The 13576-nt window shown below is 69.8% G+C and carries 14 protein-coding genes; 11 read left to right on the forward strand and 3 right to left on the reverse strand.

The window, feature by feature from the left end; genetic code table 11:
- Nucleotides 1-13: 13 nt before the first annotated feature.
- The 5 genes from UAA55_RS04495 to UAA55_RS04515 all read left to right on the forward strand — a co-directional run bounded on the left by UAA55_RS04495 (nucleotide 14) and on the right by UAA55_RS04515 (nucleotide 4314).
- The gene (locus tag UAA55_RS04495; protein WP_322951456.1) at nucleotides 14-1282 is read left to right on the forward strand and encodes an epoxide hydrolase family protein; all 1269 of its coding nucleotides are present in this window, start codon (nucleotides 14-16) and stop codon (nucleotides 1280-1282) included.
- Nucleotides 1283-1299: 17 nt separating this feature from the next.
- Nucleotides 1300-2091 (forward strand): alpha/beta fold hydrolase, encoded by a 792-nt coding sequence (locus UAA55_RS04500; protein WP_322951457.1) that lies wholly within the window; start codon nucleotides 1300-1302, stop codon nucleotides 2089-2091.
- 122 nt (nucleotides 2092-2213) lie between these two features.
- The gene (locus tag UAA55_RS04505; RefSeq protein ID WP_322951458.1) at nucleotides 2214-3269 is read left to right on the forward strand and encodes an alpha/beta fold hydrolase; all 1056 of its coding nucleotides are present in this window, start codon (nucleotides 2214-2216) and stop codon (nucleotides 3267-3269) included.
- 11 nt (nucleotides 3270-3280) lie between these two features.
- Nucleotides 3281-3799 carry a cytochrome P460 family protein gene (locus UAA55_RS04510; protein WP_322951459.1) on the forward strand — a complete coding sequence of 173 codons (519 nt, stop codon included), beginning with the start codon at nucleotides 3281-3283 and terminating at the stop codon, nucleotides 3797-3799.
- Between the two features lie 50 nt (nucleotides 3800-3849).
- The gene (locus UAA55_RS04515) at nucleotides 3850-4314 is read left to right on the forward strand and encodes a DUF1348 family protein (RefSeq protein WP_322951460.1); all 465 of its coding nucleotides are present in this window, start codon (nucleotides 3850-3852) and stop codon (nucleotides 4312-4314) included.
- Between the two features lie 31 nt (nucleotides 4315-4345).
- Here UAA55_RS04515 and UAA55_RS04520 read toward each other — a convergent pair whose 3' ends face one another.
- Nucleotides 4346-5551 (reverse strand): MFS transporter, encoded by a 1206-nt coding sequence (locus UAA55_RS04520; protein WP_322951461.1) that lies wholly within the window; start codon nucleotides 5549-5551, stop codon nucleotides 4346-4348.
- 275 nt (nucleotides 5552-5826) lie between these two features.
- Here UAA55_RS04520 and UAA55_RS04525 point away from each other — a divergent pair, with 275 nt between their 5' ends.
- From UAA55_RS04525 to UAA55_RS04535, 3 genes are read left to right on the forward strand one after another with little or no spacing between them, the layout of a single operon-like run.
- Nucleotides 5827-6348, forward strand: a complete 522-nt coding sequence (locus tag UAA55_RS04525) for a winged helix-turn-helix domain-containing protein (protein WP_322951462.1) — start codon at nucleotides 5827-5829, stop codon at nucleotides 6346-6348.
- Nucleotides 6336-8357 carry an ATP-binding protein gene (locus UAA55_RS04530; protein ID WP_322951463.1) on the forward strand — a complete coding sequence of 674 codons (2022 nt, stop codon included), beginning with the start codon at nucleotides 6336-6338 and terminating at the stop codon, nucleotides 8355-8357. Before UAA55_RS04525 ends, UAA55_RS04530 begins: the two co-directional genes overlap by 13 nt.
- Nucleotides 8358-8392: 35 nt before the next feature.
- Complete coding sequence (locus UAA55_RS04535) at nucleotides 8393-8815, forward strand: hypothetical protein (RefSeq protein ID WP_322951464.1); 423 nt, start codon at nucleotides 8393-8395, stop codon at nucleotides 8813-8815.
- Between the two features lie 112 nt (nucleotides 8816-8927).
- Here the strand turns inward: UAA55_RS04535 and UAA55_RS04540 are convergent, their stop codons facing one another.
- Both UAA55_RS04540 and UAA55_RS04545 read right to left on the reverse strand, forming a co-directional pair.
- Nucleotides 8928-9563, reverse strand: a complete 636-nt coding sequence (locus tag UAA55_RS04540) for a Vgb family protein (protein WP_322951465.1) — start codon at nucleotides 9561-9563, stop codon at nucleotides 8928-8930.
- Nucleotides 9564-9595: 32 nt separating this feature from the next.
- Nucleotides 9596-10828, reverse strand: coding sequence for a hypothetical protein (locus tag UAA55_RS04545; RefSeq protein WP_322951466.1), 1233 nt, complete (start codon nucleotides 10826-10828; stop codon nucleotides 9596-9598).
- A 120-nt stretch (nucleotides 10829-10948) separates the two neighbouring features.
- On the opposite strand from UAA55_RS04545, the gene UAA55_RS04550 reads away from it, so the two are divergent.
- The 3 genes from UAA55_RS04550 (at nucleotide 10949) to UAA55_RS04560 (ending at nucleotide 13566) form a co-directional block, all read left to right on the forward strand.
- A complete protein-coding gene (locus UAA55_RS04550; protein ID WP_322951467.1) occupies nucleotides 10949-11722 on the forward strand; it encodes a DUF899 domain-containing protein in 774 nt (257 codons plus the stop codon).
- A gap of 62 nt (nucleotides 11723-11784) precedes the next feature.
- Nucleotides 11785-12033 carry a hypothetical protein gene (locus tag UAA55_RS04555; protein ID WP_322951468.1) on the forward strand — a complete coding sequence of 83 codons (249 nt, stop codon included), beginning with the start codon at nucleotides 11785-11787 and terminating at the stop codon, nucleotides 12031-12033.
- Between the two features lie 177 nt (nucleotides 12034-12210).
- Nucleotides 12211-13566, forward strand: coding sequence for an amino acid permease (locus UAA55_RS04560; protein WP_322951469.1), 1356 nt, complete (start codon nucleotides 12211-12213; stop codon nucleotides 13564-13566).
- Nucleotides 13567-13576 lie beyond the last annotated feature (10 nt).

A 13576-nucleotide genomic window follows, 5' to 3' on the forward strand; every position in this document is an offset into this window, starting at 1 on the left:
AGGGAAGCGATCCATGAATTTCCCCCAGGCGACACGACGCCATTTCCTGGCCGCCACGGCGGCCGCCGGTGCCATCGGCACCTTGCCCGGCGCGGTGCGGGCCGCCACGGGCGACGAAGCCATCCGCCCGTTCAAGGTGCAGGTTCCGGAAGAGGCGCTGGCCGAGATGAAGCGGCGTGTCAACGCCACCCTCTGGCCCGAGGCCGAAACCGTGCCCGACGACAGCCAGGGCGTGAAGCTGGCGACCATGCAGGCGCTGCTGCGCACCTGGGGCGCGGACTATGATTGGCGCAAGCTTGAGGCCAAGCTGAACGCCCTGCCCATGTTCATGACCGAGATCGACGGGCTGGACATCCACTTCATCCACGTCCGTTCCCGCCATGCCAAGGCCATGCCCATGATCATGACCCATGGCTGGCCGGGGTCCATCCTGGAATTCCTGAAGGTCATCGATCCCCTGACCAACCCCATGGCCCACGGCGGCAGCGCCGATGACGCCTTCCACCTGGTCATCCCCTCCATCCCCGGTTTCGGCTTCTCGGGCAAGCCCTCGGCCAAGGGCTGGGGGTCCGATCATGTCGGCCGCGCCTGGGGCACGCTGATGCGCCGTCTGGGCTATGAGCGCTACGTCTCCCAGGGGGGCGACTGCGGTTCCGTCATCTCGCAGCGCATGGCCTTGCAGAACGTGCCGGGCCTGACGGCCATCCATCTCAACATGCCGGGCACGGTGCCGAAGGAGATCGCGGCCATCCTGAAGGCCGGCGGCCCGGCCCCGGCCTCCTTGAGCCCCAAGGAGCGGGCGGCGTTCGACGCGCTGGAGGCCTTCTACCGCGACAGTTCCGGCTATGCCGACATGATGGTCACGCGGCCGCAAACCATCGGCTATTCCCTGCTGGACAGCCCGGCCGGCCTGGCCGCCTGGATGTACGACAAGTTCGCCACCTGGACCTACAGCGACGGCCAGCCGGAGCGCGTGCTGACGCGGGAAGAGATGCTGAACGACATCTCGCTCTACTGGCTGACCCGCACCGGCGCGTCGGCCGCCCGCATCTATTGGGAAGACCACTCCAACAACTTCAACGCCATAGACATCAAGACGCTGCCGGTGGCCGTCACCGTCTTCCCCGGCGAGATCTACCGAGCGCCCAGGACCTGGGCGGAACGCTGCTACCACAACCTGGTCTACTTCAGCGAAGCCGGCAACGGCGGGCACTTCGCCGCCTGGGAACAGCCGGAGCTGTTCACGGCCGAGGTGCGTGCCGCCTTCCGCTCGCTGCGCTGATCACAAGGGACATCATCATGAAGAAGCTCATCACCGGCATCGCCGCGGCGGCGACGCTGGGCGCGTGCCTGACCACCGTGGCCGGGGCGGAGACGGTCGCCAAGCCCACCATCGTCCTGGTGCACGGCGCCTTCGCCGACGCGTCCAGCTGGAACGGCGTCATCCGCATCCTGGAAAAGGATGGCTATCCGGTGGTCGCCGCCGCCAACCCGTTGCGCGGCGTTAAAAGCGACGCCGCCGCCGTGGCCGACGTCGTGGCCAGCATCCCGGGGTCGGTGGTGCTGGTCGGCCATTCCTATGGCGGTTCCGTCATCAGCGAAGCGGCCAACGGCAGGGCCAACGTGCGGTCGCTGGTGTTCGTCGCCGCCTTCGCGCCGGACGCGGGCGAGACGGCGGCCGGCCTCAGCGGCAAGTTCCCCGGCAGCACGTTGGCGCCCACCCTGGCCCCGGCCGTCGCGCTGTCGGATGGGGGCACGGACCTCTACATCCAGCAGGAACGGTTTCCCGACCAGTTCGCCGCCGACCTGCCGGTGGCCGAGGCCAAGCTGATGGCCGCGACCCAGCGCCCCATCACCCAGGCCGCCCTGGGCGAGGCGTCGGGCGAGGGCGCCTGGCACCACGTCCCGTCCTGGTTCGTCTACGGCGACCAGGACAGGAACATCCCGCCCCAAGCCCTGGCCTTCATGGCGGAGCGGGCGCACTCCCACGGCACGGTGGTGGTCAAGGGCGGCTCCCACGTCGTGATGGTGTCGCACCCCGCCACGGTTGCCGCCCTGATCGAAAAAGCGGCGGCTGGCACGGCGCCCTGACGTTGGGAAAGAAAAGGTGACCCGGGCCTATCCGGCACTGGTCGCTATCCTGAACCCTGATGAAAACGCGATGCGCGGGCGGGACGGGACGCCCCCCTCGCTGGACCAAAGGTGATTGGGTCATGAACCTCACGAACCCCTTCGACAAGATCGATGAGCGCCGTCGTCAATTGCTGGGCGCCAGCGCCGCGGCGGCCGTGGCCGCCACCTTCGGCGCGGTGGTGCCCGCCCGCGCGGCCCCGCCCACCCCCACCGCCAAACCGGTGGCTGGTGGCGCCGATCCCTTCGCGTCGCTGAAGCGGATCGACGCCGGGCCCCTGACCGTGGGCTATGCCGACATCGGGCCCGCCGATGGCAAGCCGGTGCTGCTGTTCCACGGCTGGCCCTATGACATCCACGCCTTCGCCGGGGTGGCGCCCAAGCTGGCCGCCGCCGGCTATCGCGTGATCGTGCCCCATCTGCGCGGGTACGGCACCACCCGCCTGCGCGATGCCAACGCCGTGCGCAACGGTGAACAAGCGGCCCTGGCCGTGGACGCCATCGCCCTGATGGACGCGCTGAACATCCGCCAGGCGGTGGTCGCCGGCTTCGACTGGGGCGCCCGCACCGTCAACATCCTGGCCGCCCTGTGGCCGGAACGCTGCAAGGCCATGGTGTCGGTCAGCGGCTATCTCATCGGCAGCCAGGCGGCCGGCAAGGCCCCGCTGCCGCCGGCGGCCGAACTGCAGTGGTGGTACCAGTTCTATTTCGCGACCGAACGCGGCCGTGCCGGCTATGCCGCCAACACCCACGAATTCTCCAAGCTGATCTGGCGTCTGGCCTCGCCGAAATGGGCCTTCGACGACGCCACCTTCGACCGCTCGGCCGCGTCCTTCGATAATCCCGACCACGTCGACATCGTCATCCACAACTACCGTTGGCGCCTGGGCCTGGCGGAGGGCGAGGCCCAATTCGAGGAACTGGAGAAGCGGCTGGCCCAAGCGCCCGCCATCGCCGTGCCCACCATCACCATGGAAGGCGACGCCAACGGCGCCCCGCATCCGGAGCCGGTGGCCTACGCCAAGAAGTTCGTGGGCAAGTACGCCCACCGCCTGGTGACCGGCGGCATCGGCCACAACCTGCCGCAGGAGGCGCCCGACGACTTCGTCCGCGCCGTCATCGACGCGGACACGTTGTGAGGAGGGGCGCCATGCGACCGCTCACGGGCATCGTGCTGGTGGCCGGCACCCTGTGCGCCACGGCGCCGGCCCTGGTTCCGGCCGGGGCATCGGATGGTGGCGCGCGTTCCGGCGCTGCGTCCCCCATCTACGGCGTGACCATTCCCCAGGGGTATCGCGCCTGGCAACTGGTGGCGCCGGCGCAGGAGGCGGCACCTTTGGACGAGCTGCGTGCGGTCGTGGGCAACGCCACGGCCATCAAGGCCTATCAGGCGGGCACGCTGCCGTTCCCCGACGGCACCATCCTGGTCAAGCTGGCCTGGAAGCACACCCAGTCGCCGGAATTCGCCACCGCCTCCATCCCTGGGGCGGCGACCACGGTGCAGATCATGGTCAAGGACAGCAAGCGCTATGCCGCCACCGGCGGCTGGGGCTTCGGGCGCTTCATCGATGGCAAGCCGGCGGACCAGGCCCAGCATGAGACGTGCTGGGGCTGCCACCAGGCGCTGGTCAGCGACCGGGACTACGTCTTCAGCCGGTACGCGCCCTGATCCGGCGGCGCGACCTCCCGGGGGCCAATACATGGAATCAAGGACATCCCATGACCACGCATAACGCGCCGCCGCCCTTGGACCCCATCCTGATTCAACGGGTGCGGGTGGCGGAAGATGGCTGGAACCTGCGCGATCTCGACGCCGTGGTCCTCAGCCACCGCATAGACTGCCACTGGCGCAGCCGCGCCGAATTCCTTTGGGGGCGGGAGCAGATCCGCACCTTCGTCACCCGCAGATGGCGCCGCGAGATCGAGATGCGGACCATCAAGGAACTGTGGGCGGCGCACGGCCCCCGCGTCGCCGTGCGCTTCGCCAGCGAGTTCCGCAACGACAGCGGCACCTGGTTTCGCGCCTATGGCAACGAGGGATGGGAGTATGACGAGACCGGCCTGATCTGCCGTCGCCTGACCAGCGTGAACGAGCATCCGATCCAGGAGCATGAGCGCATGCTGCGCTGGCGCCTGGGTGTCCGTCCAGCCGACCACCCCTCGCTTTCGGAGCTGGGGCTGTAGCCTGGCGCGGATGAGCGGGCGGCGATGATCCTCAGGCCGCCGGTATGCCCTCCAGCTTCCGCCCCCGCGTCTCGGGCAGCAGGGAGGTGGCCAGCAGGACCAGGGCATAGGCGGCGGTGGCGTACAGGCCGATGGCATGGCTGAGGCCCATACCCAGGATGCCGCCGCCGATCAACAGGGGGGTGGCGCCGGCCATGCCCCGCCCGAAATTGTAGCAGAAGCCCAGGCCCGACCCGCGCAGCGCCGTGGGATACAGCTCCGCCAGGACGGCGCCGATGACGCTGAACATGCCCAGCGCGAAGAAGCCCAGCGGGAAACTGAGCAGCAGCAGGACCTGGTCGGACACGGGATAGAGCGTGCAGGTCAGCAGCAGCGCCGTGGCGCCCAGGGCGAAGCTGGCCAGTGTTCCCCGCCGGCCCTTGGCGTCGCCCAGCCAGGCGCCGAAGGCGTAGCCCAGGAAGGAGCCGGCCACCAGGGCCCCGAAATACAGGCTGGCGGTGGCGGTGGGAAACCCCCGCTCGGCCGTCAGCATGGCCGGCCACCAGGTGGCGATGGCCCAATAGCCGCCGTGCATGCCGGTGGTCAGCAGGCAGCCCTTGAGGGTGGACGGCAGCACCGGGGCGGCGAAGATGCCGTTCCAGGGCGCGCGACCATGGGATTGCAGGAAGGCCTCCATCTCCTTGATGCGCGTGCGGTAAAAAAATATGAGAACGGCGGGCAGCAGCCCGATCATGAAGGGGGCCCGCCATCCCCAGTCCGGCGGCAGCAGCGCGGGGACCAAGGTGGCGCTGGCGGCGGCGAGGCCCCAGCCGACGGGCCAGGCGCTCTGCGCGGCGCCCACCATGCGACCCCGGAACTCCGGCGCCGCGGCCTCCGCCACCAGGACGGCGCCCACCGTCCATTCGCTGCCGAAGCACAGGCCCTGGAACGTCCGCGCCGCCAGGAACGACGCGTAGCCGTCGACCAGGCCGCACAGGCAGGTGGAAACGGCCAGGCCCAGGATGGTGATCTTCAGCAGGCGGACGCGGCCCAGCCGGTCGGCCAGCAGCCCCGCCATCCAGCCACCGGCGGCGGAAGAAACCAGCGTGACCGTGGCCAGCAACCCGGCCTGCGCGTGGGTCAAATTCCACAAGGCCACCAGGATGGGCAGCATGAAGGCATAGAGCTGCACATCCATGGCGTCCAGGCTGAACCCCGCGAACGAGGTCCAGAATGCCAGGCGGGAATTGGTCCCCAATCTACAATACCAGTTCGTTTCCATTGCCGAGACTGACCATGTTCCGGACTGGTTGTATAGTGGCGGTCCACCCGAATTTGTATGTCTCACAAGGTCTAACGCCCTCTAACTTGCGAGGCGCGGATGAAAGCGCCACACACTTGTCCCTGGCGTTCCGCACGCTTCCAGGCGGGGCCCGACTGATGGCGGCCTCCCGACCATGGCCCTCCGACCAAGGCTCCGATGACGGCTTGTGACTCGACCGCGCTGCGGAAAGGCGGCAGTTTGTGAACGACATGTCTTCCTCTTCCCAGATCCCGCGGGCCCAAATCCCATCGGTCCAGGGTGCGCCGCCCCAGGGTGTGCCGCTGGACGGCCCGGTCGCCTTTGGTCCCTTCCGCCTGACCGTGGGCGAACGCCTGCTGACCCGGGACGGCGCTCCGGTCGAGATCGGTGGCCGCACCTTCGATCTGCTGGTCGCCCTGGTGGAACAGCCCGGCCGCGTGCTTGCCAAGCGCGACTTGCTGAAGCGCGTGTGGCCCGACGTGGTGGTGGAGGATGGCAGCCTGCGCTTCCATATGGCGGGTCTGCGCAAGATCCTGGGCGATGGCGAGAACGGCGCCCGCTATATCGCGACCCAGGTGGGCGTGGGCTACGCCTTCGTCGCTACCCTGCAGCGGGCGGTCCCGGTGGCGGAAACGCTGGCGGTCGCCCCCCGGCCCCCCGTGACGGCAGCCTCTATTCCATGGAGGCCGCCGGCCGTCTGCCGGCCCGCCTGCCGCGGGTCTTCGGTCGGGAAGCGGACGTGCAACTGCTGACGGGCCGTGTGCCGGAGACGCCGCTCTTCACCATCGTCGGCGCCGCTGGCGTGGGCAAGACCACCCTGGCGGTGGAGATGGGGCACATGCTGACGCCCCACTTCGACGGCAAGGTGCGCTTCGTCGATCTGGGCACCCTGGAGGACCCGGCCCTGCTGGCCTCCGCCATCGCGGCGGCGTTGGGCACGCTCGTCCAGTCCGAAGATCCCATGGCGGTCATCCTGGGTCATGTGCGCCAGGAACACCTGTTGCTGATCCTGGACAATTGCGAGCATCTGGTGGACGCCGTGTCGCGGGTGGTGGAACGCCTCATCGACGCCGCCCCCCAGGTCCGTATCCTTGCCACCAGCCGCGAGCCGCTGCGCGTGCGGGCGGAGCATGTGCACTGGCTGGGATCGTTGGCCTATCCCGATGCGGGGGCTGAGGGCCTGTCGCTGGACGCGCTGATGGCCTATCCGGCCGTGGCGCTGTTCATGGAGCGCGCGTCGGCCGGCAACAGCGCGCTGCGCTTCGACGTCGACGCCGTCCGCCTGGTGTCGGACATGTGCGGCCGCCTGGACGGCATGGCCTTACCTATCGAGCTGACGGCGGTGCGGGTGGCGGCCCACGGGCTGGAGGCCACGGCCCGGTTGCTGGGGGAACGGTTCAGCCTGGCCTGGGCCGGACGCCGCACGGCCCTGCCGCGCCAACAGACCCTGCAGGCCACGCTGGACTGGAGTTACAACCTGCTGCCGGAGGCGGAGCGCCTGACCCTGGAACGGCTGTCGCTTTTCCTCGGTCCCTTCTCCATCGACGCGGCGCTGCAGGTGGTGACGGATGAGGACGTGCCGACCGACGCCGCAGTGGCGTCCCTGGATGAGCTGACGACCAAGTCGCTGGTCTCCCCCGATCGCCTGGGCAACGCCAGCACCTACCGCCTGTTGGAGATGACGCGCGCCTACGCCCGGGAAAAACTGCTGGCCCGGGGGCGCGACGCCTTTCACGCCATGGCCCGGCGGCACGCCGCCTTTTTCGTGGCGGAGCTGGAGGAGGCCGGCTTCCCCACACGCCGCTGCCTGGATCGCGTGAACTATTTCTCGCGCCAACTGGGCAACATCCGTAGCGCGCTGGACTGGAGCTTCGGCCCCGATGGCGACCTCGCGCTGGCCGTCCGCCTGGCGGCGGCCAGCGTGTCGGTCTTCACCAACATGTCGCTGCTGGTCGAATGCCGCGACTGGTGCGCGCGGGCCGTGGCGCATCTGGACGGCCACCGTGACACGGCGGTGGAGCTGGAGATCCAGGCGGCGCTGGGCCTGGCCCTGATGTTCACCCGCGGCAACAGCGAGGCGGCGGAGGCGGCGCTGCGCCGCGCGCTGACCGTCGCCATCGCCCTGGATGATCACTGGAGCCAACTGCGCCTGCTGGGCCGCCTGCAGATCTTCCATGAGAGGATCGGCGATTACGCGACGGCCCACGACTGGGCCGAAATGGCGGTGAAGGTCGCCGAGGTGATTGATATGCCAGAGGCTGCGGCGGTCGCGGCCTCCCTGGCCGGCATCTCCCACCATCTGGCGGGTGACCAGTCGCGCGCGCGGCAGGAGCTGGAATCCTCCATCCGGCAGAGCATGCCCTCTGATCGGCGGCGGACCATCTATTACGGCTTCGATCACCGCAACCGCTCGGGCATCGCGCTGGCCCGCGCGCTGTGGCTGATGGGCCATGCCGACCAGGCCCGGGCCGTGGCCGCCCGCACCGTGCGCGAGGCGGCGGGGCTGGAACACGCCGTCACCCACTGCATCGCCCTGCTGTGGACGCTGTCCGTCGACCTCTGGGCCGGCGACCTGGAGGGGGCCGAGGTCAGCCTGGCCAACTTCACGCGCGCCGCCGAGGTCAACGCCCTGGGTCCCTATATCGCCGCCAGCGGCGGCCTGCGGGGGAGCTGGCCATCCAGCAAGGCCGCGCCGGCGACGCGCTGGACTGGCTGGAGGAGAGTCTGGCCCGCCTGCGCGCCGCCCGGTACGAGCTGCTGACCACCACCTTCAGCCTGGCGCTGACGCGGGGCCTCATGCTCAGCGGTCGCCAGGGGGAGGCGCTGGATCTGGTGGACGCCGCCATCGACCGCTGCACGGCCAGTGGCGAGCTGTTCACCATGCCCGAGCTGCTGCGCGTCAAGGCCGACGTGCTGCGCACCTTGCCCGGCCGCGACGTGGGTGAGGTGGAGACGCTGCTGCAGGACGCGTTGGTGTGGAGCCGCCGGCAGGCGGCCAAGGGGTGGGAGCTGCGGGCGGCCATCGACCTCGCCCGCCTGTGGATGGACCAGCGGCAGCCGGCCCGGGCGCTGGCCCTGTTGCGGCCCCTGCGCGACGGGTTCCAGGAAGGGCTGGACACCGCCGATCTGCGCGCCGCCGACCAGCTGCTGCTCATGCTGGCGGATCTGCCGGGAACGGCAGATGGCGGCGGCGCGCTGTCGGCTTGGCCATGGTCGTGACGGGATCGGCTTAGGGATCGTAAACGTTGACGGCGGGGCCGCCAGGGCGTCCAACGGGCGGGCAAGCGCCGCCACCTATGCCGCAGGCCCAGGTGGTCCAGGTGCGGCAGCCCTAACGTCCGGGCCGGCGGACGGCGCGCAGCACGCCGCTGTCGCCGCCGCCACAGAAGAAGCGGTCGCCGCCGTCGGATTCCAAGCCGGATATGCCGGTGCCGGCCGGCATATCCAACTGCTCCAGGACCTCGCCTGTGCGCGGGTCGATGTGGCGCAGATCGCTTTCGCCGCCTTCCCAGGTGCCGTGCCACAGCTCGTTGTCCACCCAGGTGACGCCGGTGACGAAGCGGTTGGTCTCGATGGAGCGCAGGATGGTTCCGGTCTCGGGATCGATCTGGTGGATCTTGCGGGCACGGTATTCGCCCACCCATAGCGTCCCCTCCGCCCAGGCCAAGCCGGAATCCGCACCCCGCGCCGGGGCGGGGATGGTGGCCAACACCTTGCCGGTGGCGGGATCCAGTTTCTGGATGCGGTCCTCGGCAATCTGGAACAGGTGACGACCGTCGAAGGCGGTACCGGCATGGGCGGGAACGTCGATGTGGCGCCGCACGTCGCCGCTTTCGGTATCCAGGGCGTTCAGCCGATCACCGGTGGCGAACCAGACCTGCTGGCCGTCGTAGGTCACCCCGTGCACGCGGTCGACGCCGGGGAAGGGGCCGTATTCGCGCAGGATTTCGGCCGCGGATCGTTTCATGGGTGTCGCCTCCATTGGGTGTCCGCCCCACGCTAGTCCCCCGGCAGGAAGGCGGGGAGTAACAAGGTCGTCGTGAATCCCGGCAGGGGCGGGGTGGTCCAGCGCCGCGCCCGGCCCCGACCGAAGGATTGCGCCCTGCCGGCCGCCGCCAGCGCGTCCAGCGCGCGCTGGACGGTGCGCTGGCTGGTGCCCAGCGCCAGGGCCAGGGCGGAACTGGACCACGGTTCGCCGTCCGCCAGGAAGGCGAGCACCCCGGCCAGCGCATCCTCCCGCGGCAGGGTCAGCACCGCCACGTCGACCGGTCCCTCGGGCGGTCCCAGCGGTGTCAGGGTGAACCCTTCTTTGGTGGCCCGCACCTGGGCCAGCGGACGCAGCAGGGCGCGCAGCCGCCCGATCTCCACCCGTAGGCGCGCCCGGTGGGACTCGTCCGCGTCCTTGGCGCGAAAGGCGCGAGCGACCAGCGCACCTCTCGGCACGTCGCTCGGCCAGGCCTCGGCCAGCGCGCGGGCCAATGTGAACAGGATGGGGCGGCGGGCCAGGGGGACGAGGGTGCCACCGGCGCGTACCGTCAGGCGGCAGGCATCGACGATGAGCGTCGGCGATGCTTGCAGCGCCTCGACCTCCTCCAGCGCCAGCAGCCGCTCAGCACCCCGCGCCAGCAGGCGGGCGGCCGGCAGCGTCAGCGCGCGGGCCGCGTTCTCCACCTCCGCCACCAGGGCGGGGATGCCCGCGTGGCGGGCCGCGTGCGCGGCCCGGGCCAGGGCGACGCGGGCCGGCCCCGTCCGCACCCGCCGCAGGGCGATGCCGGCCACCACCAGCTCATGGGCGGCGCGCAGGGCGGGCGGGAAGGGGGCGGGATCCAGCACGGCCAGCGCCCGCTCCGCCTCCTCCAGCCGGCCGATGAGAACCAGGCGCCGGACCTCCAGATGACGCGCGTGCGCGGCGTTCAGCCGGTCGCCGCGCGCCTCCAGCATGGCGCGGGCCCGGTCCAGGGCCGCGGCGGAAAAGCCGATGTCGCGCGCGGCCAGCGCCACCTCCGCCTCGGCCACGGCGCACCGCGCGCGGGCCACGGCCTCCTGCGGGCCGAAGCCGCGCGCGGCGGCGCGCAGCAGCGCCCGCGCCCGGCCGAGGTCACCCAGCTGCGCCATGGCGATGCCGCGCAGGGCCAGCGCCGGCGGGTCGTCGCGCAAGGCGACCCGGTTCAGCGCGCCCAGCGGATCGCCCGAGGTCAGCGCCCGCCCGGCGGCCGTGATCAGCGAGTCCATGCGAATCCCGTCACACTTGTCACTCCCGGCTACGTGGCGCCGGGGCCCAGTCTGGCCCTCGACCACCGCCCACCCACTCCCTGGCGAAAGGCGGATGGGCATACTGATGGAGAGGGAACGATGACACCACATGTGACGGCGACGCGGGAAGAGTGGCTGGCGGCCCGGCTGGACCTGCTGGAGGCGGAGAAGGAGCTGACGCGGCGGAGCGATGAACTGGCGCGGCGCCGCCGGACGCTGCCCTGGGTACGGGTGGACAAGGACTATCGTTTCGACATCGACGGCGGTGGCGCCACGCTGGCCGACCTGTTCGACGGGCGGTCGCAACTGATCGTCTATCATTTCATGTTCGGGCCGGACTACACGGCGGGTTGCCCCTCCTGCTCCATGATCGCGGACGGGTTCAACGGCTTCGCCATCCACCTGGCCAACCATGACGTGGCGCTGGTGGCCGTCTCCCGGGCGCCGCTGGCCAAGCTGCAGGCGTACAAGCGGCGCATGGGCTGGACGTTCCCCTGGGCGTCGTCGGCCGGAAGCGACTTCAACTTCGACTACAACGTCGCCTTCACCGAGGCGGAACAACGCGATGGACGCATCGAGTACAACTACCGCCGCGGCGGCCACGCCATGGACGAGGCGACGGCGGTCCCGGAGCCCGTGGCGCGGTTCGCGGCGACCTGCGGCACCGATGCGCCCACCTACACCCGCGACCGGCCGGGAATGAGCGCCTTCGCGCGGGGCGACGACGGCGCCCTCTACCATACCTATTCGACCTATGCGCGGGGCCTCGACACCCTGTGGGGCGCCTACCAATGGCTGGACCGCGCGCCGCTGGGCCGCAATGAGAGCGGCGTCTGGTGGCGCCGGCACGACGAGTACGGCCAGCCATGCTAAGGCGAACCACGGCTCGGGCGCCCAACGCCCGAGCCGCTTTTCCCTTCATCAGGACACTGGACATGCCCCAAACCGGATTCCTTGGCGCGGCGGAGTGGCTCCGCCTCGCCGCGGCGCCGACCTTCGCCCTCATGGCGGTGGTGACCGGCGTTCAGGAGGCCGCCCAGCCGGCCATGCTTTGCATGACCACCGTGGATGCGTGGCCCTTGGGGGCCATGACGCAGATGTATCTGCTGATGGCCGTTTTCCATGCGGGGCCTTGGCTGGTGCTGGCGTCGCGGCGATCCCGCGCCGATCCGGGCCCGCGCTGATCTGGGGCAGCCACCGCGCCGAAAAGGTGATATGAACCCCTCTGCCCAAGTAAAGATTGGCTCCCTGAAACCTTGAATTACCTGGGAACGGGCAAGCGTTGGGGTTTGGCCAAGTAACATAAGAATTTTTGGGAGAGGGATTTTAATGTTTTGTGATCAAACTGTCGGCGGTGCCGCGTGAGCGAAGTGTCGGAAGGGCTGGTTCGCGGCCTGAAAAGCCGTCATGTGCAGATGATCGCGCTGGGTGGCGCCATCGGATCGGGGTTGTTCCTCGGATCGGCGCAGGCCATCCATAAGGCCGGACCCAGCCTGCTGCTGGCCTATGCGATGGGTGGCATGGCGGTGTTCTTCATGGCGCGGGCGCTGGGCGAACTGCTGCTCTATCGTCCCGTGGCCGGCTCGTTCGCCACATATGCCGGCGAATTCGTGGGGCCCTGGGCGGGCTTCGTTTCCGGCTGGTCCTATTGGTTCCTGTGGGTGATGGTCGGCATCGCCGAGTTGACGGCGGTCGGCGTCTATATCCGCTATTGGTTCCCCGGCCTGCCGCAGTGGGTGCCGGTGCTGGCCATGCTGGGCGTGCTGCTGGTCGCCAACCTCCGCAGTGTCAAGGTGTTCGGTGAGTTCGAGTTCTGGTTCGCCCTCATCAAGGTGCTGGCCGTCTTCGCCCTGCTGGTGTTCGGCGTCGCCGTGCTGGGCTTCGATGCCGGCGGCCTGGGCACCCACGCCAGCGTCACCAACCTGTGGACCCACGGCAGCGTCTTCGCCAACGGCACCATGGCGACCCTGATGGTCTTCCCCACCGCCCTGTTCGCCTTCGGCGGCATGGAACTGATCGGCGTGACGGCCGGCGAGGCGGAGGATCCGGGCAGAACCCTGCCGCGCGCCATCAACGGGGCGCTGCTGCGCATCCTGGTCTTCTACATCGGCGCCATCGTGGTGATCATGTCGCTGGTGCCGTGGGACCAAATCTCGCCGGACTTCAGCCCCTTCGTCACCGTGTTCGACCATTTCGGCATCCCGGCCGCTGCGGGGGTGATCAACTTCGTGGTGCTGACCGCCGCGGCCTCGGCCTGCAACAGCGGCATCTTCTCCTGCGGCCGCATGCTGCACACCCTGGCCAACGCGAAGGAGGCACCGGCCTACTTCGCCACGCTCAGCGACCAGCATGTGCCCACCCGCGGCATCGTCGCCTCGGTGGTGTTCATGCTGGCCGGGGTGTTGGTGAACTACGTGGCACCGGAACAGGCCTTCATCTACGTGATGAGCACGGTGGTCGTGATCCAGCTATGGACCTGGTCCATCATCATCATTTCCCACCTGCTCTACCGCCGCGCCGTGGCGGCGGGCCGGGTGGCGCCCTCGCCCTACCGCATGCCCGGCGCGCCGTGGAGCGGCTACCTGACGCTGGCCTTCTTCGCCTTGACCCTGGTGCTGCTGGCCTTCGACGACAGTACCCGCCTGGCCATCTACGTCGCCCCCGCCTGGGTGGCGGCGATGGTCATCGGCTGGCGGCTGGTGAAGGCGCGGGGCTGACGCCGGACGG

Origin of the sequence: Nitrospirillum guanabarense (assembly GCF_034653355.1) — a bacterium.
GTDB lineage: Bacteria > Pseudomonadota > Alphaproteobacteria > Azospirillales > Azospirillaceae > Nitrospirillum.